Genomic DNA, 24,477 nt, shown 5'->3' with positions numbered 1-24,477 from the left:
CGTCCAGCTGTCTGGTCGCGCTATGCCAGGTGGTTTACCTCGACGGTGATGTGCGCCAGTTCTTCATGCACACTCAAGGCCTGGCGCACGCTGTCGGCGCTGAGGGCACTTGAGGTGGCCAAACCAAGAATGCAGGCGTATTGGGCCTTGCCCACCCGCCATACATGCAGGTCGGTGATGCTGGCCGGCACGGGCAGCTGCGCCACCACTTCGCGGATTTCTTCCACCACCGGCGCGTCCATCTCCGCATCCAGCAGCACCCGCCCGGTATCGCGCAGCAGGCCGCGGGCCCACAGCGCCACCAGCAGCGCACCCACTAGGCCCATGACCGGATCGAGCCAGCTGGCGCCCCAGAACTTGCCGGCCAGCAAGGCCACGATGGCCAGTACCGAAGTGGCGGCATCGGCCATCACGTGCAGGTAGGCCGAGCGCAGGTTCAGGTCGTGGTGGTGATGGCCGTGGTCATGGTGATGGTCGTGCCCATGATGATCATGATGGTGATGGTCATCGCGCAGTAGCCAGGCACAAATCAGGTTGACGGCAAGGCCTACCACGGCGATGAAGATGGCCTCGTCATAATGGATGGGTCCCGGTGCCAGTAGCCGCTCCACCGACTGGAACACCATCAGCCCGGCCACGCCCAGCAACAGCAGCGCGCTGGAATAACCACCGAGAATCTCGATTTTCCAGGTACCGAAGGCAAAGCGTCGATCAGCGGCATAGCGCCGTGCGGCGGCGTAGGCCAGTAGCGACAGGCCAAGGGCCAGAGCGTGAGAGCTCATGTGCCAGCCGTCGGCCAGCAGTGCCATGGAGTTGAAGAACCAGCCACCGGCAATCTCCGCCACCATCATCACGGCGGTCAGCCACACCGCCAGGCGGGTCTTGCGCTCGGCGCCCAGGTTGCTGGTGTGGAACTGATGGCTGTGCTGCCAACGGTCTGAGGTTTGTGTCGCCATGGTTTATCATGCTCCCGGACGATCGAGAAATATACTATACCCCAGTATACCTAGCATGGTGTGGAATCCAATGGCACATACCCTGAAGAGCAAGAAGCAACTGCTGGCCCGGGTGCGCAAGATCAAGGGCCAGGCGGCCGCGCTTGAGACGGCGCTGGAGCAGGACAAGGACTGCCTGGCGATCCTGCAGCAGATCGCCGCCGTGCGCGGCGCGGTGAACGGGCTGATGGCCGAAGTGATGGAAGGGCATATCCGCGAACATCTGGTGGCGGACGGGCTTAGCGCCGAGGAGCGGCAGGATGAGGCGGACAAGGTGGCGGCGTTGTTGCGGTCTTACCTCAAGTAATCTCGCGGGAGCGGAACCCGCTCCCACATGGATGGTGCAGGCGATTGGAAATTGGGTTGGGCAGTTGATCTATACCCCCCAGGGGTATGTGGCTACGCCCACCAATACCGCACAAAGTGGAAGAACACCGGCGCCGCAAAGCACACCGAGTCCATACGGTCGAGCATGCCGCCATGGCCTTCGATCATGTGTCCCCAGTCCTTCACCCCACGGTCGCGCTTGATCGCCGACATCACCAGCCCGCCGAAGAAGCCCATGGTGTTCACGGTCAGGGCCATCAGTGCGGCCTGCCAGAAGGTGAACGGGGTGATCCAGCACAGCAGGGCGCCTATCAAGGTGGCCAGTGCCACGCCGCCGGCCAGGCCTTCGACGGTTTTGGACGGCGACAGGGTGGGTGCCACCTTGTGTTTGCCGAACAGCTTGCCGCATACGTACTGCAGCACGTCGCTGATCTGCACCACCAGGATCAGCCAGGCGATCAGCAGCAGGTTGCGCCCCTCGTAGCCCGGGATGTCCAGCGTCATCAAGGCCGGCACCGATGACACGCAGTACACCGCTATCATCAACCCCCACTGTACCTTTGATGCACGCTCAAGGAAGCGTGTGGTATCGCCGCCAAAGCTGGCCAATATCGGCAGCAGCAGGAACAGGTACACCGGGATGAAGATGCTGAACAGGCCGTACCAGTCCATGGCGATGAGCACGTACTGCACCGGCAGCGCCACATAGAACGCCGCCACCAACGCCGGGTAGTCGCTGCGCCGGGTCGGGGTAAGGGTCATGAACTCGCGCAGGGCGTAGAACGACACGCCGTAGAACAGCACGATCACACCGTACTTGCCGAACAGGAAAGCGATGCCGATGACCAGCACCATCACCCACCAGGCGTTGATGCGAGCGTTGAGGTTGTCGATTACCGCGTGTGGCGCTGGGCCTGCGCGCCACTTGAGCAGGCGGCCGATCACGCTGGCGAGCAGCAGCAGGGCGCCGATGCCGCCGAACAGGGAAAGGGTGTTGTCGTCCATGTCAGGCATCCTTCGGGGCCAGGTTCAGCAGGGCTTGGCTGGCCCGCTCTAGAAAGGCCTGCTTGCTTTCATCAGCGTGCAGGTGCAACGGTTCGCCAAAGCTCAGTGTGCAAAGTAGGGGCAGCGGAAGGGCGCGGCCCTTGGGCATCACCCGGTTGAGGTTGGCGATCCAGACCGGTACCAGTTCGACGTCGGGGTTGGCTGCCGCCAGGTGGTACAAGCCGCTTCTGAACGGCATTAGCGGTTCATCACCCAGGTTGCGCGTGCCCTCCGGGAAGAAGATCAGCGAGTCACCCTGCGCCATGGCTTCGAGTATCGGTTGCAGCGGGCTGCCCTGGCCTTCACTGCGTTGCCGATCAATCAGCACGCCGTTGAACACCTTGCGAATGAGAAAGTCGCGAATCCCCGGTTTGGCCCAGTAGTCCGCGCCCGCCACCGGGCGGGTACGCTTGCGCAGAGGTTGCGGCAGTGAAGCCCACAGCAGCACGAAGTCACCGTGGCTGCTGTGGTTGGCGAAGTACAGGCGCTGTACCGGCAGCGGCGTACAACCCAGCCAAAGGGCGCGGGCACCCGTGATCAGGCGGGCGGCGGAGGTGATGACATAGGCGGTCAGGTTGGCGAGCATGGGGCGTTCGTTATCCCTTCAAAGGCAGTGTCAGCAGGGTAGCCAAGGCTAGCGAGAGCTGCAGGCCCAGGCATACGGCCTGACGGCGCAACAGGCCTAGTGCGGCCTGGCTGCGGGCAGGCCAGGCGCGGCCGTCGGTGGCCTGTGGTTTGAGTTTCAGTTCGAACAGGGCGTGGTCCAGGGCCTGGGTGTCTGCCGCCAGGTCTACGCTATTGGCAAGGTGGGCAAACAGTTCGGCATCGATCGCCACGCGGATGGCCCAGTACTTGTGCAGCACGCCGAGCGCCAGCAGCACGCTGCACAGCACGCTGGCCAGCGGTGCCAGAGGGAGACCCAGCAAGGGGGCGAGGCCATAGGCCAGGGCCAGCAGGGTGAGGCCGTCAGACAGGTGCTCCAGCTGTTTGCCTCGGCCCAGCAGGCTGGCCACTACACGCAGGTTCATGGCTGTGCTTCCAGTTGCTGGAGAGCCTGGCGATGCGCGTTGCGCAGGACGATGCCGGGGCGGGCTTTGCGGATAAGGGATTCTGCCTGCTGGGCGTCATCGCAGCGGCCGGTCACCACCAGCCAGGCCGCCACGGCGCTGGCGCTGCGTGAATAACCCAAAGCGCAGCACACCAGCACGGGGCCTTGAGTGCGTAGGTGCTCGATAGCGCTGGCGGCTTGTTGTAGCAGGATGCTGTCGGGTGCTATCAGGTCAAGGGTGGGGAAATGCAGGTAATCCTGCGTTGCCAATACGGTGCACGGCAGCTCCGCACACAAATCGACAATCGCAGCAAATTGCCCCCCCTCACCACGTCCTGGAGTCCGCCCAAGGTACACGTCATCGCATACCTCATCCGCTTGCGGGTGGCCCTTCGTCCAAAGCCGCGAATTGAGCCACGCACCTGCCAGATAGGGTGCCAACAGCCACCGGCTCGCATTCGACAAGCGCCCGTCGGCACCCTTCTGAAAACCATCCGCCCCGAACACGGCATAGTTCATTGCCACTAGCCCCAGCGACACGCCCGGCCAACTTAACCACAGCCAGGTGCCGCCCAGCGCAACAGCTGGAAGCGCACACAGCAGCGCGCCCACAGCATAACAACCGGCGACCTTCCAACGCTTGGCATCCCGTGCAAGGCGGGCCGCCTGGAAGGGCAGGTGCCCTTGATACGGCCACAGCCACAGGCAGGCAAACCCGGCCAGCGCCCCAGTGGGTACATCGATGAAATGATGCTGCCAGGTGGTCAGCACCGACACCCCGATCAGCGCCATCCAGCCATGCATCAGCCAACGCCAGGGCTGGCGTTGCAGATGCCGGGCAAACATCGTCCAGATGATCACCAGCAAAGCGATGTGCAGCGAAGGCGCCTGGTTGAAGGGTTTGTCGAAGCCCATCAATACATCGAACAGCCAGCCGAACAGCCCGTCCAGTTCCGGTCGCTCGAAGGTGAACCGCAGCGGCCACAGCAGGAAACAGCAGACGCTGATCACCTGCGCGCTGAGCAGCGCCAGCGCGTGGCGGTCCATTTCCTGGCGTGTGCGCGGCAGCAGGAAGGACAGCCCGTAGAGCAGGTCGATCGACCAGTACGGGATGATCGTCCAGGGCCACAGCGGCATGCCGTGCTCCCAGCTGAACACCAGGCTGCCGACATCACTGCGCCCGGCCGTGTAATGGTTCGCCAGCCCATAGCTGAGGAAGAACAACGGCCCCAGCAGCAGAAGCCAGAACACGCCCCGGCGGATCAGCCCAGGCTCGCGTGGCGGGCTCACTCAGCGTACCCGCTGTGCCAGGCTGACGCTGAAAATGCCCCATTGATCGATACGCTGGGCCAGCTTGCGGAAGCCCGCTGCCTCGACCAACTGGTCCATCTCGGCCTGGCTGCGGCGGCGCATCACCCAAGCCTCGCCACCCCGATGGCTGGTGAGGGCGCGGGCAATCATCTCCAGTTGCGGGTGCCACGGCTGGCCGGTGTAGACCAGGTAGCCGCCATCCTCTACGGCGTCGGCCAGCCCGGCCAACGAGTTGCCCACCAGTTGGTTACTGGGGAAGAGTTCGTACAGCCCTGAAACCACTGCCAGCGTTGGGGGTTGCTCAAGTGTGGCCAGGCTCTGGCGATCGAAAGCATCGCCCTGGACGAAGCGGGCGATGTCGGCCAGGCCCTTTTCGCTGATTAGCGTGCTGCCTTGCTGAACGTTCAGTTCGCTGTAGTCGCGCAGCAGGATCGAATCCGGCAACCGCTCAAGGTCTTGCAGGGCTTCGAGGATGTAGCGGCCATGGCCGGCGGCAATATCGACAATGTGCACGGGCCGTTGTTGTTCACGCAGGTGGGCGATGGCCAGGCGCAGCAATTCCTCGACGTGCAGCTTGCGCTGGCGAATACCACGCCAGCCGATGGCGTCGAGGTAATTCTGGTCGATCAGGCGGCCCAGTTTGCCCTTGCCGGTCGGCTGGTTGCGGTACACGTAGTCGAGGGTGCTGCCCGAGTCGAAGCCGGTGTCAAAGCCCAGCTTCACGCCTTCGGACAGCCCCTTGCCCAACTGCAGGCCCGCGCGGGTGGCGCGCCAGTAAAGGTCGCGGGGCGAATTGCGCGGCAAGGGGGCGGCCAGGCTCTCGGCCTCGGCGCAGCTGGCGCCGGTCTTGTCGGCATCCAGCAATGACGGCTGTGCGGCCGGGCGGGTGAAGCAGTGTTCGACAAACCGTTCGATGCGCCTCAGCGCATGGGCCCGATCACGTTCCCCCAAGGTGTCGTGGAAGAACCCGGGCAGTAGGTGCATTTCCTTGCGGGCACTGCCCAACCGTTCGAAAAAGCGCTCCTGTGGCTGGCGCTCGACCACGAAGTCGGCCCCGGAGACCAGCAACTGGGTCGGTACCTGAATGGCCTGGGCGTCTGCCACTACCCGGTCGGCGGCTTCGTACAGGCCTAGCAGCATGGTCACCGAGATTGGCCGGCTGATCAGCGGGTCGGCCACGTACGACATCACCCGCTCCGGGTCATGGGTAAGCAGGCGCGGCTTGACGTAGCTGTTGACGAAGAAGTTGCCGCGCAAGGCCTTGAGCAGTTTCAGGCCGGGGCGGGCGAACGGCACGTACAGCTTGACCTTGAATGCCGGCGAGGCCAGCACCAGGCAGCGCACCTTGGGCGCGTAGTCGTGGGCCCAGGTGGCAATCAGCACGGCGCCGACGCTTTGCGCCAGCACCACCATGTCCTGCTCGGCGATACCGTGGTGGGCGTGGATATGTTCGATGAAGGTTTGCACGTCGCGCACGCTGGTGGCGAACCCCGGGCTGTCGCCGCGTGCACCTGGCGACTGGCCGTGGCCGCGCGCATCCCAGGCGAAGAAGTCATAGCCCGGCATGTCCAGTTCATCGGCCAGGTGGGCCATACGCCCGCCGTGTTCATGGCCACGGTGAAACATCACCACAGCCCGGCGTGGCTGGTGTTCGTTGCGGGTGGCAGGCCAATGACGGTAGTGCAGCTCGACACCGTCATGGGTGGAGAAATGCAGCGCTTGCGCTTGGCGCATGGTCAACGTCCTTTTGCGACGATTTTAGGCTCTGCGGGTTTCGGCCAGCCCCTGGCGAACCCGGTTGTAGAGGGTATAGAGCGAGAGCGCGAGGATGACCAGCAGCAAACCATTGATCCAGCTGTCGTTCAGCAGGCCAAAGGCGACGCCGGTGCCCAGCACGCCGAAGGCAAAGGCGCGGTCGCTTTTGCCCATGGGGCCGTCATAACGCCGCGAGGCGCCGGCCAGCGGGCCCATGACCCCGGCGTATTCGCTGAAGGTGGCGCACAGCACCACCAGTGTCACCAGCGTCGGTGACACCCCGGCCAGCAGGGCGAAGGGCAGGTACAGGGCGGCATCGGCGATCACGTCGCAGAGTTCGTTTAGGTAGGCGCCGAGGGTGGATTGCTGGCCGAACTCCCGGGCCAGCATGCCGTCGACGGCGTTCAGCGCCATGCGCAGCAACATCCACACTGGCACCAGGATGAACAGCCAAGTGGCATGGGGCAGGGCGGCTAGCAGCAGGCCCAGCAGGATCGATACCACGGCGGCGGTGACGGTGACCTGGTTGGCGGTGACGCCCCGGTCATGCAGGCGCTGGACGGTTGGGCGCAGCAGAGCCTGGAAGCGCGGTTTGAGCTGGTAGATCGATGCCACTGGAAAGTCCTTTTTAGTGGTGCGATGTGCCGATTGTGTGCCGAGGATTTTGCTGGCTGCAAGTGAGTGGCTGAGAAATTGCTCACATCGGTTGAGGCCAGGGTTTTCAGCGCGCCCGGCGCACGCCATTATCGGCCCATGACTACCTTGCTCGCTTTCTACCAGAACATTGGCCCAGCGCTCTCGCTGCTGGTGGTGCTGACCTTCCTGCTGGCCGGCGCCGTCAAAGGGGTGATCGGCCTGGGTATGCCGACCATCGCCATGGGCCTGCTGGGCCTGGCTATGTCACCGGCGCAGGCTGCTGCGCTGCTGATCGTGCCTTCGACCCTCACCAACCTTTGGCAACTGGCAAGTGGCGGGCACCTTCAGGCCTTGCTGGTGCGGCTAGGCCCGATGCTGGCACTCATCTTCATTGGCACCTTGCTGGGCAGCGCCTGGTTGGGCATCAACAGCGGCCCATGGGCCGTCCACGCACTGGGTGCGGCCTTGCTGGTGTATGCGGTGTACGGGCTGATTGGCCCAGGTTTGCAAGTGGCGGCGGCGCACGAGCGCTGGCTGGGGCCGGTTTGTGGGCTGGTGACGGGGGGCGTCACGGCGGCAACCGGGGTGTTCGTGATACCGGCTGTGCCCTACCTGCAGAGCCTGGGCCTGAGCCGCGAGCAACTGATCCAGGCCCTGGGCCTGTCGTTCACGGTTTCGACCCTGGCGCTGGCCGTTGGCCTGGCCGGGCAGGATGCCTTGGGTGGCCAGGCGTTGGGGGCTTCGCTGCTGATGCTGGCGCCAGCTTTGCTCGGCATGCTGGTCGGCCAGTGGTTGCGTCAGCGCATCAGCGCGCTGGTGTTCAAACGTTGCTTTTTCATCGGCCTGGCGGCACTGGGCGGCCATTTGCTGATCAACGGCTAGCGCTTGAGGCGCTGAGCATGTCGACCCGCTGGATATCGAAATCGCGCTCCAGGTAATCCATGCGCTTTTCGAAGAACGCGGCCATGTGCGGCAGGGCCGAATGCACATCCAGCGCAGCCTGGTTGGCCCACACTTCGAAGAACACGAACAGGCTCGGGTCCTGCTGGTCACGCAGCATGTGGTACTCGATGCAGCCCGGCTCCTGGCGGCTTGGCTCGACGTAAGGCCGGAACAGGTTTTCGAAGGCGTCAGCCATTTCCGGGCGGGTCTTGGCTTTTAGGATGAAGGCGAACTGCTCGCTCATGGGGCGCTACTCGGTGATGGAAGGTGAACCGATTCTACGGCAATAATATGCTGCGCATTCGTGACTTCTGGTCAATTGTATTTTGCCCCGTTACCGCTGTATCCCAACCCCATGGGTCTCTAACCTGCCGGCATGATTTTTGACCCGGCCGGGGAGGCCAGCATGAAAAAGATCCTTCTGCTCAATGGTGGTAAACAGTTCGCTCACTCCGATGGCCGCCTCAACGCGACCTTGCACGAAGCGGCCATCGCTCACCTGGACCGCGCCGGTTTCGATGTGCAGGAGACGTTCATCGACGGCGGCTACGACGTACAGGCCGAAGTGGAGAAGTTCCTCTGGGCCGATGTCATCATCTATCAAATGCCGGGGTGGTGGATGGGCGCGCCCTGGACCGTGAAGAAGTACATCGATGAAGTCTTCACCGCTGGCCATGGCAGCCTTTACGCCAACGATGGCCGCACCCGTTCGGACCACTCGCAAAAGTACGGCAGCGGTGGTTTGGTACAGGGCAAGCAGTACATGCTGTCGCTGACCTGGAACGCGCCGCAGCAGGCATTCGATGACCCTGCCGATTTCTTCGAAGGCAAGGGTGTGGATGCGGTGTACTTCCCGTTCCATAAGGCCAACCAGTTCCTCGGCATGACCGGCCTGCCAACCTTCCTGGCGGTAGATGTGATGAAGCGCCCGGATGTACCGGCGGCACTGGCGGCTTATGAAGCACATCTGGACAAGGTGTTCGGCAAGGCGATCTAATCCAGGCAAGTAGCTGCCGCAGGCCCGAATGTGAAAACCCGATCCGAAGAACTCCAGGTGTTCGTCGCCGTCATCGACTGCGGCTCGATCTCTGCCGCTGCCGAGCAGATGGGCCAGACCCCGTCCGCCGTCAGCCGTACCTTGTCGCGCCTGGAGGGCAAGCTCGGCACTACCTTGGTCAACCGCACCACCCGGCGTATGGACCTGACCGAGGAAGGACGCTTTTTCCTTGAGCGTTCGCGGCAGGTACTGGAGCAGATGGACGAGATGGAAGAGCGCCTGTCGATGAACCGCCAGACCGCTACCGGGCGGCTGCGCATCAATGCGGCCGCGCCGTTCATGCTGCATGCCATCTTGCCGTGGATTGGCGAGTTTCGCCGCCAGTACCCGGGTATCGAGCTGGAGCTTAACACCGACGACCTGATCATCGACCTGCTGGAGCAGAGCACCGACGTGGCGATCCGCATCGGTGAGCTGGCCGACTCCAGCCTGCACGCACGCAACCTCGGTTGCAGCCCGGTGCAGGTGCTGGCCAGCCCGGTTTACCTTGAGCAGCACGGTACACCGCAGCAGGTCGAGGATCTGGCCAACCATAGCCTGCTGGGTTTCAGCCAGCCCGAATCGCTCAACCAGTGGCCACTGCGCCATGCCCAGGGTGACCGTTGGAGCATTCGCCCGGCGCTGATCGCCTCCAGTGGCGAGACCCTGCGCCAGCTGGCGCTGGCCGGCGAGGGCATCGTCAGTCTGTCGCACTTCATGACCCACGAGGACATTCGCACCGGGCGTCTGCAGGTGCTGCTGAGCGAGGCCAACAATGGCTACCGCCAGCCGATTCATGCGGTGTACTACCGCAACACCCAGCTGGCATTGCGTATCCAGTGCTTCCTCGATTTCATCCAGCGCAAGCTGGCGATGTACGCCTGCTGAGTTGCCTGAACGCGACATATCCTGTCCGCAGACGGCGAAACTTCCTACGTGTTATTGCGCAGTCGAACCGCTTCGGCCTTACTGACTGCTCAACAAAAACAACACCAAGGAAGTGTCATGCGTATTGTTCCATTCCAGTACCTGGCTCTCGCAGCCGCGATCCTGAGCTGTTCCTCGGTTTACGCCGCCACGCTGGAGGGTGGCGCGGTGGCGGCCCCCGATCAATATGGTGCACAGGTGGCTGCCGATATCCTGAAAAAGGGTGGTAACGCGGTGGATGCCGCGGTGGCCACTGCCTTCACCTTGGCAGTGACGTACCCCGAAGCCGGTAACATTGGTGGTGGCGGGTTCATGACCCTGTTCGTCGACGGCAAGCCTTACTTCCTCGACTACCGCGAAGTCGCGCCAAAGGCCGCCACGCGCAACATGTACCTCGATGACAAGGGCGAAGTCATCGAGAACCTCAGCCTGGTCGGGGTGCGTGCAGCAGGTGTGCCCGGCACCGTGATGGGCCTGTGGGAGGCCCACAAGAAGTTCGGCAAGCTGCCCTGGAGCGAGCTGCTGACCCCGGCCATCGGCTATGCGAAAAATGGCTTCAAGGTGGCGGAAAAGCAGTACCAGTACCGCAACGATGCCCAAGGCATGTTCAAGACGGCGACCAATTTCAACGACTACTTCGGCAACATGAAGGTCGGTGAACTGTTCAAACAGCCAGAACTGGCCCAGACACTGGAACGTATCGCTGACAAAGGCGTGAGCGAGTTCTACCAGGGCAAGACCGCCGACCTGTTGGTGGCGCAGATGCAGGCTGACAAAGGCCTGATCACCAAAGAAGACCTGAAGGACTACAAGGCCGTATGGCGTGAGCCGATGGCCGTGAGCTGGCGTGGCAATGTGGTCTACACCGCGCCACCGCCAAGCTCTGGCGGTGTGGCCCTGGCCCAGCTGCTGGGCATCAAGGAAGACCGTGCGGCGGACTTCAAAGGGGTGGCGCACAACTCGGCGCAGTACATCCACCTGTTGGCCGAGATCGAGAAGCGCGTGTTCGCCGACCGTGCCGACTACCTCGGTGACCCGGCGTTCACAAAGGTACCTGTGGATAAACTGGTGGCCAAGGACTACCTGGCCAAGCGTGCCGCGCAGGTCAACCCGAACGCCATTTCCGAAACCGACAAGGTCAAGCCGGGCCTTGAGCCGCACCAGACCACGCACTTCTCCATCGTCGACAAGCAGGGCAACGCGGTCAGCAACACCTACACCCTCAACCTCGACTACGGCAGTGGCGTGGTGGTGAAGGGCGCAGGCTTCCTGCTCAACGACGAGATGGATGACTTCAGCGCCAAGCCGGGGGCGGCGAATGCCTTTGGTGTGGTGGGTGGCGATGCCAATGCCATCGAACCGGGCAAGCGTATGTTGTCGTCAATGAGCCCTAGCCTGATGACCCGCGATGGCAAAGTCGAGCTGGTGATCGGTACGCCGGGTGGCTCGCGGATCTTTACCTCGATCTTCCAGGTGATGAACAACCTGTACGACTACGGCATGCCGCTGGACAAGGCGGTGGCGGCGCAGCGCGTGCACCATCAGTTGCTGCCCAAGGACACTATCTACTTTGATGCCTATGCGCCGTTGACCGGGCCGGAGGCTGACAAGTTGAAGAAGATGGGTTATGTGCTGGAGGATCAGGGCTGGGAGATGGGTGATATCCAGGCGATCCGGGTGGACGGGGCCAAGCTGGAGACCGCTTCCGATCCACGTGGGCGAGGTGTGGGCATAATCGTGAAGTAAGCAGTCGCTTGTGCCGGCCCATCGCCGGCAAGCCAGCTCCCACAGGTGTGCCGCTGCCCTTAAGGCTTGCATTGTCCCTGTGGGGGCCTGGCTTGCCGGCGATGGGCCGCAAAGCGGCCCCAAAATCTTGAGGTCAGACGCGGAACTGGCTGACCAGCGTCTGCAACTGCCCACCCAGCCGCGCCAGTTCCACACTGGACGCCGCTGTCTCGTCACTGGCCGCTGCCGTCTGCTCCGACACATCACGTACATTCAGAATGCTGCGGCTGATCTCTTCAGCCACCGCGCTCTGCTGCTCTGCCGCCGCCGCAATCTGCTGGTTCATCGACTGGATGCTCGACACCGTGCTGGTGATGCTCTCCAGCGACGCCCCGGCCTTGCGTGCCAGCTCGACGCTGCTGTCGGTGAGGGTACGGCTGCCCTGCATGGCGTTCGCCACTTGCTGGGTGCCATGTTGCAAGCTGGCAATCAGCTCTTCGATTTCTTCGGTGGACTTCTGCGTGCGCTGCGCCAGGCCGCGCACTTCGTCGGCAACCACGGCAAATCCACGCCCGGCCTCGCCAGCACGCGCCGCTTCGATCGCAGCGTTCAGCGCCAGCAGGTTGGTCTGTTCGGCCACCGACTTGATCACGTCCATCACGCTGCCGATCTTCTGGCTTTCCTGCTGCAGCAGGTTCATGGCTTCGGTGGAGCGGTGCATGTCTTCGGCCAGGCGCTCGATCTGGCCAATCGCCTCGCCCACCACGCGATCGCCGGCACGGGCTTCGTCGTCGGCACCGGTGGCGGCATGCGAGGCCTGCTCGGCGTTGCGTGCCACTTCCTGAACGGTGGCAGCCATTTCGTGCATGGCGGTGGCCACCTGATCGGTCTCGACCTTCTGGCTGTTGGCGCCCGCGCTGGTCTGTTCGGTGACTGCCGACAGCTCTTCGGCGGCGCTGGCGATCTGGGTGACGCCATCACGGATGCCAGTGATCAGCTCGCGCAGGGTGGTGCCCATGCGTGCGATGCCTTGCTGCAACACGCCCAACTCATCGCGGCGGGTGACGCGCAGCTGCTGGGTAAGGTCGCCGCTGGCGATCTTTTCCACTGCTCCCAGGGTTTCACGCAGCGGGCCGGTGATCTGGCGGGTGATCAGCACCGCTGCCAGCACGCCAACCAACAGCGCCAGCAACGTGGCGATGGCCTGCAGGCTGCGGGCCTGGGTGCTTTCGATGTCGCGGCGCTCCAGCTGGATCTGGTACAGCGCATCGCTGCGCTTGACGATGTCGGCGCCCTGTACGGTCATTTCGGCGCGTGAGGTGGTGATGTCGGCGACTGCGTCGCGGAATTGGCGTACGGCGTCGCGGTAGGCCTGTACCGAGCGCTCGAACTGTTGCAGACGAGCGTCTTCGGCGGGCAGCTGGCGCTTGAGGTTGTCGACGTCGGCCAGCGCTGCGTCCAGCTGGCGCAGGGCGGCTTGTTCGTTGGCGGCGGTGTTGTCGGCAATGTAGCCGCGCACGTCGATGCGCACCTGCAACAGTTGCTGGCGAGCCTTGCTGATCAGCTGGTACTGGGCCAGGCGTACGCTGTCGGCCTCGGGGCGTGCCATGACTTCCTGGCTGAGCACATCCATGGCCTGGTCGGCGCGGGTGGCCGAGCTGTCCATCGCCACACGCGCATTGCGGGTGGCGTCGTAGCCCTGGCGCATCTTGTTCAGCGACAGCTTGTAGGCGCTGATGGTTTCGCCCAGTTCATTCAGCAGCTTGATGTTTTCCGGGCTCTTGAAGGTGCTGGCCAGGTAAGCCTGTTGCTTGCTGAAGGCGTCCAGTTTGGTCTGGGTGTTGGCGGCGGCGGCATCGTCGCCGTTGGCGATCATGTACTGCAGGCGCGCAATGCGCAGGTCGGTGAGGTCTTTGTTCAGCTGGCCGATGTCGCCCATCCAGTTGCTGCGGTCGATCAGGCTGCCCAGGCTGGTCCAGCCGGTGAGGGCCAGCAGGCCGGTGAGTACCAGCACCAGGCCGAAGCCCAGGCCGAGTTTGAGGTTGACGCTGATGTTGGCGAACCAGCTGTTCATGCACGCTCTCCAGAAGTAGTTTTCGCTCTCTTGATCTTCGATCGCCAGGCGTTGTTGTTCTGGATGCCCGCTGATTCGTTCAGGGGTTATCGGCAATGATTGCGGAAGCTGAAACGCTTTTTCAGCAGATTTGTAACTGGATAAATTGGGGCTGCAAAGCGGCCCCGATCAGTATCAAAGGTTACGCGCACTGAAGGTGTCGCAACTGTTCACCTCGCCTTGGGCAAACCCGGCCTTGAACCAGCGCACCCGCTGCGCCGAAGTGCCATGGGTGAACGAGTCAGGCACTACGCGTCCGCGACCTTGCTGTTGCAGGCGGTCATCGCCAATGGCATTGGCCGCGTTCAAGGCTTCTTCGACGTCACCCGGTTCCAGCCAGTTCAGGCGCTTTTGGGCCTGGTAGGCCCACACGCCGGCCAGGCAGTCGGCTTGCAGTTCCTGGCGCACCAGCAGGCCGTTGTCGCCTTCCATGCGCTGGCCGTTGCGGCGCGCGGCATCCACCTTGGCCGAAACGCCCAGCAGGGTCTGCACATGGTGGCCGATTTCGTGAGCGATCACGTAGGCCTGGGCAAAATCGCCAGCGGCAGCAAAGCGGGTTTCCATTTCGCGGAAGAACGACATGTCCAGGTACACCCGCTGGTCTGCCGGGCAATAGAACGGCCCCACTGCCGCCGAGGCGAAACCACAGGCTGAATTGACCTGGCCACTGAACAGCACCAGCTTGGGGTCGCGGTACTGTTTGCCGGCTTCGGCAAACAGGGCTTTCCAGGTGTCTTCGGTGTCGCCCAGGATCGAGGCCACGAACTCGGCCTGCTGGTCATTGGCCGGTGGCGCCTTGCCGCCCGCACCACTCGGTGCAACCTGCGTCTGTTGCTGTTCCATCTGGCCGGCGAGCTGGCCAAGAATCTGCAACGGGTCCTGCCCGGTGAGCCAGCCGATGCCGACGATCAGCAGGATCGCCCCAAGCCCCAGCCCCTTGCCGCCGCCGAAACGCATGCCGCCGCCACCGCCACCTTCGCCTCGGGCATCGACCACGTTGTCGCTGCGTCGGCCTTTTCGCCATTCCATGAGTGCTCTCCCGAGCGTGAAACAAGAAGACAAAGATTAGTTCACGACAGCGGCAGGTGTCAGGCCAAGATGTTAACCCATAACCAAATGGTTATGTGAGAGAGGGCTGATTTCAATACTCATCGCGCGCGACATGCCTGAAACTGCAAGTCCGCCTGCCACGCCCAGGCGTTCACATAATTCCAAGAGAGGAAACCGGCATGCCCGCACAGGACAACAGCCGCTTCGTGATCCGTGATCGCAACTGGCACCCCAAAGCCCTTACGCCTGACTACAAGACGTCCGTTGCCCGCTCGCCGCGCCAGGCACTGGTCAGCATTCCGCAGTCGATCAGCGAAACCACGGGGCCAGACTTTTCCCACCTGGGCTTCGGTGCCCACGACCATGACCTGCTGCTGAACTTCAACAACGGTGGCCTGCCGATCGGCGAACGCATCATCGTTGCCGGCCGCGTGGTCGACCAGTACGGCAAGCCTGTGCCGAACACCCTGGTGGAGATGTGGCAAGCCAACGCCGGCGGCCGCTACCGCCACAAGAACGACCGCTACCTGGCTCCGCTGGACCCGAACTTCGGTGGCGTTGGCCGTTGCCTGACCGACCGTGATGGCTACTACAGCTTCCGCACCATCAAGCCAGGCCCGTACCCATGGCGCAACGGCCCTAATGACTGGCGCCCGGCGCACATCCACTTCGCCATCAGCGGCCCGTCGATTGCGACCAAGCTGATCACCCAACTGTACTTCGAGGGTGACCCGCTGATCCCGATGTGCCCGATCGTCAAGTCGATCGCCAACCCGCAAGCCGTGCAGCAGTTGATCGCCAAGCTCGACATGAGCAACGCCAACCCGATGGACTGCCTGGCCTACCGCTTCGACATCGTGCTGCGCGGCCAGCGCAAGACCCACTTCGAAAACTGCTGAGGACCCCGCCATGCCAATCGAACTGCTGCCGGAAACCCCTTCGCAGACCGCCGGCCCCTACGTGCACATCGGCCTGGCCCTGGAAGCGGCCGGCAACCCGACCCGCGACCAGGAAATCTGGAACCGCCTGGCCAAGCCAGACGCGCCGGGCGAGCACATTCTGCTGATCGGCCAGGTGTATGACGGTAACGGCCACCTGGTGCGCGACTCGTTCCTGGAAGTGTGGCAAGCCGACGCCAATGGCGAATACCAGGATGCCTACAACCTGGAAAACGCCTTCAACAGCTTTGGTCGCACCGCCACTACCTTCGATGCCGGCGAGTGGACGCTGCACACGGTCAAGCCGGGCGTGGTGAACAACGCGGCTGGCGTGCCGATGGCGCCGCACATCAACATCAGCCTGTTTGCCCGGGGCATCAACATTCACCTGCACACGCGCCTGTACTTCGATGACGAAGCCCAGGCCAACGCCAAGTGCCCGGTGCTGAACCTGATCGAGCAGCCGCAGCGGCGTGAGACGTTGATTGCCAAGCGTTGCGAAGTGGACGGGAAAACGGCGTATCGCTTCGATATCCGTATTCAGGGGGAAGGGGAGACGGTCTTCTTCGACTTCTGATACAAACCCTTGGGGCCGCAACGCGGCCCCAGCGTTCTATCAGTTAACGCCGAACCAGCAGAACCCCACTCTCCATATGGTGGGTATAGGGGAACTGATCAAACAACGCACACCGTTCGATACGGTGGGTGTCCTGCAACTGGGCAATGTTCGCCGCCAGCGTTTCCGGGTTGCACGAGATGTACAGAATGCGCTCGAAACGTCGGGTCAGCTCGCAGGTGTCCGGGTCCATCCCCGCGCGCGGCGGGTCGACGAACACGGTGCCGAAGTCGTAGCTCTTCAGGTCGATGCCTTCCAGGCGACGGAACGGCCGCACCTCATTCAGTGCCTGAGTCAGCTCCTCTGCCGACAAGCGCACCAAACGCACGTTATCCACAGCGTTCTCGTCGAGGTTGCTCAGCGCGGCATTGACCGAGGTCTTGCTGATTTCGGTCGCCAGCACCTGTCGCACGCGGGTGGCCAGCGGCAGGGTGAAGTTGCCGTTGCCGCAGTACAGCTCCAGCAAATCGTCTTCACGCTCGCCGATGGCTTCGAACGCCCAGCTCAGCATCTTCTGGTTCACCGCACCGTTAGGCTGGGTGAACGCGCCTTCCGGCTGGCGATAGCTGAACACGCGGCCAGCCACGTCGAGTTTTTCCACCGCGTAGTCGCGGCCAATCACCAGGCGTTTGCCTTTGGAGCGGCCAATCACGCTAACACCCAGCGCTTCGGCCAGTTGCCGTGCGGCCAGTTCCCACGCCTCGTCCAACGGGCGGTGGTAGCACAGGGTGATCATCGCATCACCGGCCAGGGTGGTCAGGAACTCCACCTGGAACAGGCGGTTGCCCAGTTCCTCGCTGGCCTGCCAGGCCGCCTTCAGGCGCGGCATCAGCGCATTGATGCGCTGGCTGGCAATGGGGAAATCCTCGATCAGGATCGCCTTGTGCTTCTCGCCCGGGGCGAACATGGCGTAGTGGCGCTGGCCGTCCTCGCGCCACAGGCGGAACTCGGCGCGCAGGCGGTAGTGCTCGCGTGGCGAGTCGAAAACAGCCGGCTCCGGCGCGCCGAAGGGCGCCAGCAGCTCGCGCAGCCGGGCCACCTTGGCATCCAGTTGGGTGGCGTAGGAGGAGGGGTCGAAAGCAGCACTCATGCGTTGAACCAGCCCAACTTGATGACGAACAGGATGGAAAGGATCACCAAGGCCGGGTTCAGGTCGCGGTGGCGGCCTGAGATCAGCTTGACGGCGGTCCAGGAAATGAAGCCGAAGGCGATGCCGTTGGCGATCGAGTAGGTCAGCGGCATGGCCAGGGCAGTCACCACTACCGGTGCGGCTTCGGTAACGTCGTCCCAGTTTATTTCTGCCAGGCCCGAAGCCATCAGCACCGCGACGAACAGCAACGCCGGGGCAGTGGCGAAGGCTGGCACGCTACCGGCCAGCGGCGCGAAGAACAGCGCCAGCAGGAACAGCACGGCAACCACGATGGCGGTCAGGCCAGTGCGGCCACCGGCGCTCACACCTGCAGCGGACTCGATGTAGCTGGTGGTGGTCGAGGTGCCCAGCAGCGAACCGGCCATGGCGGCGGTGCTGTCGGCGATCAGCGCGCGGCCCATTTTCGGCATGTGGCCGTCCTTGCCCATCAAACCGGCGCGCTTGGCCACGCCGATCAGGGTGCCGGAGTTGTCGAACAGGTCGACGAACAGGAAGGCGAAGATCACGCTGACCAGGCCTACGTCCAGCGCACCGGCAATGTCCAGTTGCAGGAAGGTCGGTGCCAGCGACGGCGGCATGGAGACGATGCCGCCGAACGGCGTCACGCCCATCACGATCGAGGCGATGGTCACCGCCAGGATGCCGATCAGCACGGCACCGCGCACTTTCAGCGACTCCAGGCCCACGATCAGGAAGAAGCCCAGGGTAGCGAGGATCGGCGCTGGCTGCTTGAGGTCGCCGAGGCCCACCAGAGTAGCCGGGTTATCGACGACGATGCCGGCATTATGCAGGGCGATCAGCGCCAAGAACAGCCCGATGCCGGCGGCAATCGCCGAGCGCAGCGGCAGCGGGATGCTGTTCACGATCCATTCGCGGATGCGGAAGATCGACAACAGGAAGAACATCACCGCCGACAGGAACACCGCACCCAGCGCCACTTGCCAGGTGTGGCCCATGTGCAGCACCACGGTGTAGGTGAAGAACGCGTTCAGGCCCATGCCCGGCGCCAGGGCGATCGGGTAGTTGGCGATCAGGCCCATGGTCACCGAGCCGATGGCTGCGGCCAGGCAGGTGGCGACGAAGATCGCGCCTTTGTCCATGCCGGTCTCGCCGAGGATGCTCGGGTTGACGAACAGGATGTAGGCCATGGCCAGGAAGGTGGTGACGCCCGCGAGAATCTCGGTGCGCACATTGGTGTTGTGTGCTTTTAGTTGAAACAGCCTTTCCAGCATGCCCGCTCCCCAAGGCGCCCCCGGCGCCATGAATGTATCGACCCCATCAGCAAAGCACAGACCGTACCGGTTGCCGTGGTTTTGTGTGGGGAGGAAAAAAGCCGCGCATGATACCAGCATGCTCGGCGGGGGCCTATGGCCGTTGGGAATGGGATTTTCTCAAGCCTGTGCGGCCTCTTCGCGGTTTTACCCGCGAAGAGGCCGCACAGGTTAGCGCTCAGTTGTTATGCAACCGATCCCGCTTGGCCAGTGTTGGGAACAGTCTTATCCACACCCCGGTCACCACCAATGTGCCCACTCCGCCCATCACCACCGCTGGCACTGTGCCAAACCAGTGCGCCGTCACCCCGGATTCGAACTCGCCGAGCTGGTTCGAGGCACCAATGAACAACCCGTTCACCGCGCTCACCCGCCCGCGCATTTCATCCGGCGTTTCCAGTTGCACGAAAGCCCCTCGAATCACCATGCTGATCATGTCCGCCGCGCCCAGCACTACCAGCACTGCCAGCGAGAACCAGAACGAGGTCGACAAGCCGAAGGCGATGGTCGCCACGCCGAACACCCCGACTGCCGTGAACATGGTGCGCCCCACATTGCGTTCGAACGGGAAGCGCGCCAGCCATACCGACATCAGCAATGCGCCCACCGCCGGGGCCGAACGCAAAAGGCCAAGGCCCAGCGGGCCGGTCAGCAGGATGTCCTTGGCGAACACCGGCAGCAGCGCGGTGGCGCCACCCAGCAGAACGGCAAACAGGTCCAGCGAGATAGCACCGAGGATGTCAGGCCGGCTGCGGATGAAGCGAATGCCGGCCAGCAGCGATTCGATGCTGGCCCGCCCGCGCTGCACGACCTGGCCGCGTGCCTGCAGGCTCAGGGTGAGCATGCAGGCGATGGCATACAGGGCCACGGTGGGGCCATACACCCAGATACTGCCAAAGGCATACAGGAAGCCGCCCACTGCTGGCGCCACGATGGTCGCCGATTGGGTGGCTGACGCTGACGCCGCCACCGCCCTTGGGAACAGCCCAGGCGGCACCACGTTGGGCAACAGTGCCTGGGTCGCCGGCATTTCGAACGAGCGTGTGGCACCCAGCAGGAAGGCGAGGGCGAAAATGAGTTCTCGGGTGACGTTGTCAGTCGCGCTGCCCACCGCCAGCGCCAGGGCGATCAACCCCTGCAGGCTCTGGCACAGGGCGGCGACTTTGCGCCGGTCGTAGCGGTCGGCTACATGCCCGGTGTGCAGCATGAACAGCACCCGTGGTGCAAATTCCACCAGGCCGACCAGGCCCAGGTCCAGCACGTTGCCGGTCAATTGATAGAGGTGCCAGCCAATGGCCACGGTGAGCATCTGGAAGCCGCTGGCGGTAAACACGCGGGCCAGCCAGAACGCCAGGAAAGGGCGGTGGTGACGTAACAACTGCGGTGCGGAATCAGACATCGGAAACCAGGGGCCTCGGCGCAGTAGAGGGGGTGCGCAGCGTATCATCTGTTTGTAACAACCGGTTACTGTTTGCCCGGATCGGCACTTTTTCACACCTAATGAAAGAGGGTGGGGCAACCGGTCACGCGGCAATCAGCCACACGGCTTGCCGGGCAATTCGGGACTATGCTTCCTAACATTCGTTGATCTGGATCAATCGTTCCAGATTCAACGAATAGGCCCTTTGGGCCGGAATCCCTGCGATTGAACAGAACAATTCCAACACGCCGTACTCGATCCAGTGGGGGCAGTGGGCGACTGGGGCCACAAGCCCGGACGCCGGATTATCTGAAGAGGAAGCACCATGTTCGGAATAGAGGCCCTAGAGCTCGCCCGAATGCAGTTTGCCTTTACCGTGTCGTTCCACATCCTGTTCCCGGCCATCACCATTGGCCTGGCGAGCTACCTGGCAGTCCTCGAAGGCCTCTGGCTTCGGACCCACAACCAGGTCTACCGTGACCTCTATCACTTCTGGTCGAAAATTTTCGCCGTCAACTTCGGCATGGGCGTGGTCTCGGGCCTGGTCATGGCCTACCAGTTCGGTACCAACTGGAGCCGCTTCTCAGAGTTCGCCGGCGCCGTCACCGGGCCATTGCTGACCTACGAGGTGCTGACTGCCTTCTTCCTCGAAGCGGGCTTCCTCGGCGTCATGCTGTTCGGCTGGAACCGTGTAGGCCGCGGCTTGCACTTTTTCTCCACCTGCATGGTGGCACTGGGCACGCTGGTATCCACCTTCTGGATTCTCGCCTCCAACAGCTGGATGCAAACCCCGCAAGGCCACGAGATCATCGATGGCCGGGTGGTGCCGGTGGACTGGTTTGCGGTGGTGTTCAACCCCTCGTTCCCCTACCGCCTGATGCACATGGCCACCGCTGCGTTCGTCTCCACGGCGTTCTTCGTCGGCGCCTCGGCGGCCTGGCACCTGCTACGCGGGCGTGACAACCCGGCGGTGCGCAAGATGCTGTCGATGGCCATGTGGATGGCGCTGATCGTCGCTCCGATCCAGGCCGTGATCGGCGACTTCCATGGCCTGAACACGCTCAAGCACCAGCCGGTGAAAATCGCTGCCATCGAAGGCCACTGGGAGAACGTACCCGGCGAGCCGACCCCGTTGATCCTGTTCGGCATTCCCGACATGAAGGCCGAAACGACGCACTTCAAACTGGAAATCCCGGCGCTCGGCAGCCTGATCCTCACCCACAGCCTGGACAAGCAGGTGCCGGCAATGAAGGAATTCCCGCCTGAGGACCGGCCCAACTCGACCATCGTCTTCTGGTCGTTCCGAATCATGGTCGGGCTTGGCTTCCTGATGATCTTCGTCGGCCTGTGGAGCCTGTGGCTGCGCAAGCGTGGCACGCTCTACACCTCGCGCCCGTTCCTGTACCTGGCGCTATGGATGGGGCCTTCCGGGCTGATCGCCTTGCTGGCCGGCTGGTTCACCACCGAGATCGGCCGCCAGCCCTGGGTGGTGTATGGCCTGATGCGCACGGCGGATGGCGTGTCCAACCACAGTTATGCACAGCTCGGCTTCACCCTGGTGGCGTTCGTGGTGGTGTACTTCGCCCTGTTCGGTACCGGCCTTGGCTACATGATGCGCCTGGTGCGCAAAGGACCGCAGACCGGCGAAGGTGACGAACACACACCGGGCGGCCCTGGCCAGAAACGTACGCCGGCGCGGCCGCTGTCTGCCGCCGATGATGGCCATGAGGCCAAGACTGCCAGCCTGAGCAAGGAGGACTGAGCCATGGGTATCGACCTTCCGCTGATCTGGGCGGTGATCATCATCTTCGGCGTCATGATGTACGTGGTGATGGACGGCTTCGACCTGGGTATCGGCATGCTCTTCCCCTTCGTCAAGGGCGAGCAGGACCGCGATGTAATGATGAACACCGTCGCCCCGGTGTGGGACGGCAACGAAACCTGGTTGATCCTGGGTGGTGCGGGGCTGTTCGGGGCGTTCCCGATGGCCTATGCCGTGGTGCTCGAAGCCCTGTACCTGCCGTTGGTCCTGATGCTGATCGGGCTGATCTTCCGCGGCGTGGCCTTCGAGTTCCGCTTCAAGGCCAAGGCCGACAAGCGCCATATCTGGGACAAGGCGTTCATCTGGGGGTCGCTGGTTGCCACCTTCTTCCAGGGTGTGGCCCTGGGTGCCTTCCTCGAAGGCTTCAAGGTGGTCGACCGCCATTTCGCCGGTGGCACCCTCGATTGGCTTACCCCGTTCAGCCTGTTCTGTGGCTTGGGGCTGATCGTGGCCTACACGCTGTTGGGCTGCACCTGGCTGATCATGAAGACCGAAGGGCCGCTGCAACAGAAGATGCACGACATGGCCCGGCCGCTGGCGCTGGTGCTGCTGGTGGTGATCGGTATCGTCAGCCTGTGGACACCCATCGCTTATCCACAGATCGCCGACCGCTGGTTCAGCATGCCTAACCTGATCTGGTTCATGCCGGTACCGCTGCTGGTGCTGGTGACCTTTTACGGGTTGCTCAAGGCGGTGGCACGCAACGCGCACTACACGCCGTTCCTGCTCACCCTGGTGCTGATCTTCCTTGGCTACAGCGGCCTGGGCATTAGCCTGTGGCCGAACATCATCCCGCCCTCGATCTCGATCTGGGATGCTGCGGCGCCACCGCAAAGCCAGGGCTTCATGCTAGTGGGCACGTTATTCATCCTGCCGTTCATCCTCATGTACACCTTCTGGAGCTACTACGTGTTCCGCGGCAAGGTGACCCATGAAGACGGCTATCACTAGGAGGACCGCATGATGACCGGCAAACATGGCTTGGAAGAGAAGAAGCCGCTGTGGCAGCGGCTGGGTTGGCTGTTGCTGATCTGGGCGATGAGCGTGGCGGCGTTGGGTGTGGCGGCGTGGGTGATGCGGCTGTTCATGGGGGCTGCGGGCCTTACCACCCACTGAGGTTGCGGGGAGAACTGTGGGAGCGGCGCCTTTACTTACGGGCTTTCAGGATGACGAACTTTGGCGTCGCTGCCACCTGCTCCACCCCCCGGAACAACCGTGCCAGCTTGCTGTGATAGCCCAAGTGCCGGTTACCCACGATGTACAGCGCCCCACCCACCAGCAGCGCCTCACGCGCCTGCTGGAACATGCGCCACGCCAGGAAATCCCCCACCACCTGCTGCTGGTGGAACGGCGGGTTGCACAGCACCACGTCCAGCGACTGCTTCTCCACCCCGGCCAACCCATCGGCTGCGACGAAGGTCGCCGGGCGTTCGCCCAGTGCAGCCTGCCAGTTCTCCCGCGCCGATTGCACTGCCATGTACGACTCGTCGACCAGCGTGTACTGGGCATCCGGGTTGGCCAATGCACTGGCAATCGCCAGTACGCCATTACCGCAGCCCAGGTCTGCCACCCTCGCGTTGCCCAGGTCACGTGGCAGATGCGGCAAGAATGCCCGGGTGCCGATATCCAGCCCTTCACGGCAGAACACGTTGGCGTGGTTCACCAGCTCCAGCGCAGGCGCTTCAAGGCGATAGCGGCTAGGGTAGGGCGAGCGGGCGGCCGGCAGTTCGGCCACCGTTGCCGTCAGCAAGCGCGCCTTTTTCTGCGCCAGCGAGGCCTGCACCGGGCCGATGTATTTTTCCATCAGGTCACCGGCCGCGCGTGGCAAATGCTTGATCATTGCCCCCGCAATCACCTGCGCCCCTGGCGCCAGGTGGCCTTGCAGGCGAATCAGTTGCTCTTCGAGCAGCGCCAGGGTTTTTGGCACGCGCACCAGCACCCGGTCGAACGGGCCTTGCCAGTGTTCACTGGCCGGTACGAACGGCACGCTGTCGAACGGCAAGCCATTGCGCGCCAGGTTCTTTTCCAGGGCCAGATGCGCCAGGTGCGAATCGCCACTGCTGACTACCTGCAGCTGGCCCGCCAGGCTGGCGGCCAAGGCACCGAAGCTGTCATTGAGCACCAGCACCCGGCAGCTGGCGTCGGGAGCCTGTTCGTGCAGTTGCGCAAGCAGGTACTCGTCGGCGGCGTCGAAAGCCTGCAGCGGGTCGTTGGCCTGCTCCGGCTGGCGGATCAGGTCGAGTTCGGCGTAGGGGGTGGTCAACAGGGGCATGGCGTCTGGCTCGGGTATGAAACTGCCCGTTGCGGTTCGCTCCGGGCTTTGCCGGGCGATTCTACAGGGCTTTGCCCAA

24 protein-coding genes are annotated in these 24,477 nt (G+C 63.2%); 10 read left to right on the top strand and 14 right to left on the bottom strand.

Going from position 1 to position 24,477, the window contains the following annotated elements; all coding sequences use genetic code 11:
• Positions 1 to 20: 20 nt before the first annotated feature.
• Positions 21 to 956: a CDF family Co(II)/Ni(II) efflux transporter DmeF gene (dmeF, locus tag FHW75_RS17525; RefSeq protein WP_019098794.1), complete on the bottom strand. Its 936-nt coding sequence runs from the start codon at positions 954 to 956 to the stop codon at positions 21 to 23.
• A gap of 70 nt (positions 957 to 1,026) precedes the next feature.
• Between dmeF and FHW75_RS17520 the strand changes: the two genes are divergently transcribed.
• Positions 1,027 to 1,302, top strand: coding sequence for a metal/formaldehyde-sensitive transcriptional repressor (locus FHW75_RS17520; protein ID WP_019098795.1), 276 nt, complete (start codon positions 1,027 to 1,029; stop codon positions 1,300 to 1,302).
• Between the two features lie 92 nt (positions 1,303 to 1,394).
• Here the strand turns inward: FHW75_RS17520 and FHW75_RS17515 are convergent, their stop codons facing one another.
• Genes FHW75_RS17515 through FHW75_RS17490 form a run of 6 tightly spaced genes read right to left on the bottom strand, consistent with a single transcriptional unit; the run spans position 1,395 to position 7,095 of the window.
• Positions 1,395 to 2,327, bottom strand: a complete 933-nt coding sequence (locus FHW75_RS17515) for a phosphatidate cytidylyltransferase (RefSeq protein ID WP_019098796.1) — start codon at positions 2,325 to 2,327, stop codon at positions 1,395 to 1,397.
• A gap of 1 nt (position 2,328) precedes the next feature.
• Positions 2,329 to 2,952 (bottom strand): lysophospholipid acyltransferase family protein, encoded by a 624-nt coding sequence (locus FHW75_RS17510; RefSeq protein WP_019098797.1) that lies wholly within the window; start codon positions 2,950 to 2,952, stop codon positions 2,329 to 2,331.
• A gap of 10 nt (positions 2,953 to 2,962) precedes the next feature.
• Positions 2,963 to 3,394, bottom strand: a complete 432-nt coding sequence (locus FHW75_RS17505) for a hypothetical protein (RefSeq protein WP_019098798.1) — start codon at positions 3,392 to 3,394, stop codon at positions 2,963 to 2,965.
• Positions 3,391 to 4,704: a phosphatase PAP2/dual specificity phosphatase family protein gene (locus FHW75_RS17500; RefSeq protein WP_019098799.1), complete on the bottom strand. Its 1,314-nt coding sequence runs from the start codon at positions 4,702 to 4,704 to the stop codon at positions 3,391 to 3,393. The genes FHW75_RS17505 and FHW75_RS17500 overlap by 4 nt, the downstream gene beginning before the upstream one ends.
• Entirely contained in the window at positions 4,705 to 6,459 is a 1,755-nt protein-coding gene (locus FHW75_RS17495) for a bifunctional alpha/beta hydrolase/class I SAM-dependent methyltransferase (protein ID WP_027609102.1), read from the bottom strand.
• Between the two features lie 24 nt (positions 6,460 to 6,483).
• Entirely contained in the window at positions 6,484 to 7,095 is a 612-nt protein-coding gene (locus FHW75_RS17490; RefSeq protein ID WP_019098801.1) for a CDP-alcohol phosphatidyltransferase family protein, read from the bottom strand.
• A 138-nt stretch (positions 7,096 to 7,233) separates the two neighbouring features.
• Between FHW75_RS17490 and FHW75_RS17485 the strand changes: the two genes are divergently transcribed.
• Positions 7,234 to 7,998: a sulfite exporter TauE/SafE family protein gene (locus FHW75_RS17485; RefSeq protein ID WP_027609103.1), complete on the top strand. Its 765-nt coding sequence runs from the start codon at positions 7,234 to 7,236 to the stop codon at positions 7,996 to 7,998.
• On the opposite strand, the gene FHW75_RS17480 is transcribed toward FHW75_RS17485, so the two are convergent.
• Complete coding sequence (locus tag FHW75_RS17480; RefSeq protein WP_019098803.1) at positions 7,988 to 8,302, bottom strand: putative quinol monooxygenase; 315 nt, start codon at positions 8,300 to 8,302, stop codon at positions 7,988 to 7,990. The two genes, FHW75_RS17485 and FHW75_RS17480, sit on opposite strands and share 11 nt — an antisense overlap.
• A 162-nt stretch (positions 8,303 to 8,464) precedes the next feature.
• Here FHW75_RS17480 and FHW75_RS17475 point away from each other — a divergent pair, with 162 nt between their 5' ends.
• The 3 genes from FHW75_RS17475 to ggt all read left to right on the top strand — a co-directional run bounded on the left by FHW75_RS17475 (position 8,465) and on the right by ggt (position 11,767).
• Positions 8,465 to 9,055 carry an NAD(P)H-dependent oxidoreductase gene (locus tag FHW75_RS17475; protein ID WP_084297088.1) on the top strand — a complete coding sequence of 197 codons (591 nt, stop codon included), beginning with the start codon at positions 8,465 to 8,467 and terminating at the stop codon, positions 9,053 to 9,055.
• Between the two features lie 30 nt (positions 9,056 to 9,085).
• On the top strand, positions 9,086 to 9,982 hold the full coding sequence (locus FHW75_RS17470; RefSeq protein WP_025754006.1) for a LysR family transcriptional regulator: 897 nt from the start codon (positions 9,086 to 9,088) through the stop codon (positions 9,980 to 9,982).
• A 117-nt stretch (positions 9,983 to 10,099) separates the two neighbouring features.
• Complete coding sequence (gene ggt, locus FHW75_RS17465) at positions 10,100 to 11,767, top strand: gamma-glutamyltransferase (RefSeq protein ID WP_019098806.1); 1,668 nt, start codon at positions 10,100 to 10,102, stop codon at positions 11,765 to 11,767.
• Between the two features lie 133 nt (positions 11,768 to 11,900).
• Here ggt and FHW75_RS17460 read toward each other — a convergent pair whose 3' ends face one another.
• Together FHW75_RS17460 and FHW75_RS17455 are read right to left on the bottom strand one after the other, a co-directional pair.
• Positions 11,901 to 13,820 carry a methyl-accepting chemotaxis protein gene (locus tag FHW75_RS17460; RefSeq protein ID WP_183674122.1) on the bottom strand — a complete coding sequence of 640 codons (1,920 nt, stop codon included), beginning with the start codon at positions 13,818 to 13,820 and terminating at the stop codon, positions 11,901 to 11,903.
• Positions 13,821 to 13,994: 174 nt separating this feature from the next.
• Complete coding sequence (locus FHW75_RS17455; RefSeq protein WP_016713442.1) at positions 13,995 to 14,888, bottom strand: neutral zinc metallopeptidase; 894 nt, start codon at positions 14,886 to 14,888, stop codon at positions 13,995 to 13,997.
• Positions 14,889 to 15,088: 200 nt separating this feature from the next.
• Between FHW75_RS17455 and pcaH the strand changes: the two genes are divergently transcribed.
• Positions 15,089 to 15,808: a protocatechuate 3,4-dioxygenase subunit beta gene (gene pcaH / locus FHW75_RS17450; RefSeq protein WP_009682255.1), complete on the top strand. Its 720-nt coding sequence runs from the start codon at positions 15,089 to 15,091 to the stop codon at positions 15,806 to 15,808.
• 10 nt (positions 15,809 to 15,818) lie between these two features.
• Positions 15,819 to 16,424 carry a protocatechuate 3,4-dioxygenase subunit alpha gene (gene pcaG / locus FHW75_RS17445; RefSeq protein WP_012274187.1) on the top strand — a complete coding sequence of 202 codons (606 nt, stop codon included), beginning with the start codon at positions 15,819 to 15,821 and terminating at the stop codon, positions 16,422 to 16,424.
• A 43-nt stretch (positions 16,425 to 16,467) separates the two neighbouring features.
• Here the strand turns inward: pcaG and trmA are convergent, their stop codons facing one another.
• The 3 genes from trmA to FHW75_RS17430 all read right to left on the bottom strand — a co-directional run bounded on the left by trmA (position 16,468) and on the right by FHW75_RS17430 (position 20,283).
• Positions 16,468 to 17,553 (bottom strand): tRNA (uridine(54)-C5)-methyltransferase TrmA, encoded by a 1,086-nt coding sequence (gene trmA, locus FHW75_RS17440; protein WP_025754003.1) that lies wholly within the window; start codon positions 17,551 to 17,553, stop codon positions 16,468 to 16,470.
• A complete protein-coding gene (locus FHW75_RS17435; protein WP_019098809.1) occupies positions 17,550 to 18,845 on the bottom strand; it encodes an NCS2 family permease in 1,296 nt (431 codons plus the stop codon). The genes trmA and FHW75_RS17435 overlap by 4 nt, the downstream gene beginning before the upstream one ends.
• Positions 18,846 to 19,062: 217 nt before the next feature.
• Complete coding sequence (locus FHW75_RS17430; RefSeq protein WP_025754002.1) at positions 19,063 to 20,283, bottom strand: MFS transporter; 1,221 nt, start codon at positions 20,281 to 20,283, stop codon at positions 19,063 to 19,065.
• 346 nt (positions 20,284 to 20,629) lie between these two features.
• Between FHW75_RS17430 and FHW75_RS17425 the strand changes: the two genes are divergently transcribed.
• The 3 genes from FHW75_RS17425 to FHW75_RS17415 are packed head-to-tail and all read left to right on the top strand — an operon-like array spanning position 20,630 to position 23,242.
• Complete coding sequence (locus tag FHW75_RS17425) at positions 20,630 to 22,066, top strand: cytochrome ubiquinol oxidase subunit I (protein WP_025754001.1); 1,437 nt, start codon at positions 20,630 to 20,632, stop codon at positions 22,064 to 22,066.
• 3 nt (positions 22,067 to 22,069) lie between these two features.
• On the top strand, positions 22,070 to 23,077 hold the full coding sequence (gene cydB, locus FHW75_RS17420; RefSeq protein WP_019098811.1) for a cytochrome d ubiquinol oxidase subunit II: 1,008 nt from the start codon (positions 22,070 to 22,072) through the stop codon (positions 23,075 to 23,077).
• Positions 23,078 to 23,086: 9 nt separating this feature from the next.
• A complete protein-coding gene (locus FHW75_RS17415) occupies positions 23,087 to 23,242 on the top strand; it encodes a DUF2474 domain-containing protein (RefSeq protein WP_016713451.1) in 156 nt (51 codons plus the stop codon).
• A 31-nt stretch (positions 23,243 to 23,273) separates the two neighbouring features.
• Here FHW75_RS17415 and FHW75_RS17410 read toward each other — a convergent pair whose 3' ends face one another.
• Positions 23,274 to 24,398 (bottom strand): methyltransferase, encoded by a 1,125-nt coding sequence (locus FHW75_RS17410; RefSeq protein WP_025754000.1) that lies wholly within the window; start codon positions 24,396 to 24,398, stop codon positions 23,274 to 23,276.
• Positions 24,399 to 24,477 lie beyond the last annotated feature (79 nt).

Origin of the sequence: Pseudomonas sp. OG7 (genome assembly GCF_014192825.1) — a bacterium.
Taxonomy (GTDB): Bacteria; Pseudomonadota; Gammaproteobacteria; order Pseudomonadales; family Pseudomonadaceae; genus Aquipseudomonas; species Aquipseudomonas monteilii.
This window is presented reverse-complemented; position numbering and strand designations above follow the sequence as displayed.

Bases quoted from the DNA above. Each gene is read 5' to 3' on its own strand.
- FHW75_RS17510 (WP_019098797.1), bottom strand. From the start codon at position 2,952: ATGCTCGCCAACCTGACCGCCTATGTCATCACCTCCGCCGCCCGCCTG.
- trmA (WP_025754003.1), bottom strand. From the start codon at position 17,553: ATGAGTGCTGCTTTCGACCCCTCCTCCTACGCCACCCAACTGGATGCC.
- FHW75_RS17495 (WP_027609102.1), bottom strand. From the start codon at position 6,459: ATGCGCCAAGCGCAAGCGCTGCATTTCTCCACCCATGACGGTGTCGAG.
- FHW75_RS17415 (WP_016713451.1), top strand. From the start codon at position 23,087: ATGATGACCGGCAAACATGGCTTGGAAGAGAAGAAGCCGCTGTGGCAG.
- FHW75_RS17425 (WP_025754001.1), top strand. From the start codon at position 20,630: ATGTTCGGAATAGAGGCCCTAGAGCTCGCCCGAATGCAGTTTGCCTTT.
- FHW75_RS17485 (WP_027609103.1), top strand. From the start codon at position 7,234: ATGACTACCTTGCTCGCTTTCTACCAGAACATTGGCCCAGCGCTCTCG.
- FHW75_RS17455 (WP_016713442.1), bottom strand. From the start codon at position 14,888: ATGGAATGGCGAAAAGGCCGACGCAGCGACAACGTGGTCGATGCCCGA.
- pcaG (WP_012274187.1), top strand. From the start codon at position 15,819: ATGCCAATCGAACTGCTGCCGGAAACCCCTTCGCAGACCGCCGGCCCC.
- FHW75_RS17435 (WP_019098809.1), bottom strand. From the start codon at position 18,845: ATGCTGGAAAGGCTGTTTCAACTAAAAGCACACAACACCAATGTGCGC.
- FHW75_RS17475 (WP_084297088.1), top strand. From the start codon at position 8,465: ATGAAAAAGATCCTTCTGCTCAATGGTGGTAAACAGTTCGCTCACTCC.
- dmeF (WP_019098794.1), bottom strand. From the start codon at position 956: ATGGCGACACAAACCTCAGACCGTTGGCAGCACAGCCATCAGTTCCAC.
- FHW75_RS17505 (WP_019098798.1), bottom strand. From the start codon at position 3,394: ATGAACCTGCGTGTAGTGGCCAGCCTGCTGGGCCGAGGCAAACAGCTG.
- FHW75_RS17460 (WP_183674122.1), bottom strand. From the start codon at position 13,820: ATGAACAGCTGGTTCGCCAACATCAGCGTCAACCTCAAACTCGGCCTG.
- ggt (WP_019098806.1), top strand. From the start codon at position 10,100: ATGCGTATTGTTCCATTCCAGTACCTGGCTCTCGCAGCCGCGATCCTG.
- FHW75_RS17480 (WP_019098803.1), bottom strand. From the start codon at position 8,302: ATGAGCGAGCAGTTCGCCTTCATCCTAAAAGCCAAGACCCGCCCGGAA.
- FHW75_RS17430 (WP_025754002.1), bottom strand. From the start codon at position 20,283: ATGTCTGATTCCGCACCGCAGTTGTTACGTCACCACCGCCCTTTCCTG.
- cydB (WP_019098811.1), top strand. From the start codon at position 22,070: ATGGGTATCGACCTTCCGCTGATCTGGGCGGTGATCATCATCTTCGGC.
- FHW75_RS17515 (WP_019098796.1), bottom strand. From the start codon at position 2,327: ATGGACGACAACACCCTTTCCCTGTTCGGCGGCATCGGCGCCCTGCTG.
- FHW75_RS17520 (WP_019098795.1), top strand. From the start codon at position 1,027: ATGGCACATACCCTGAAGAGCAAGAAGCAACTGCTGGCCCGGGTGCGC.
- pcaH (WP_009682255.1), top strand. From the start codon at position 15,089: ATGCCCGCACAGGACAACAGCCGCTTCGTGATCCGTGATCGCAACTGG.
- FHW75_RS17410 (WP_025754000.1), bottom strand. From the start codon at position 24,398: ATGCCCCTGTTGACCACCCCCTACGCCGAACTCGACCTGATCCGCCAG.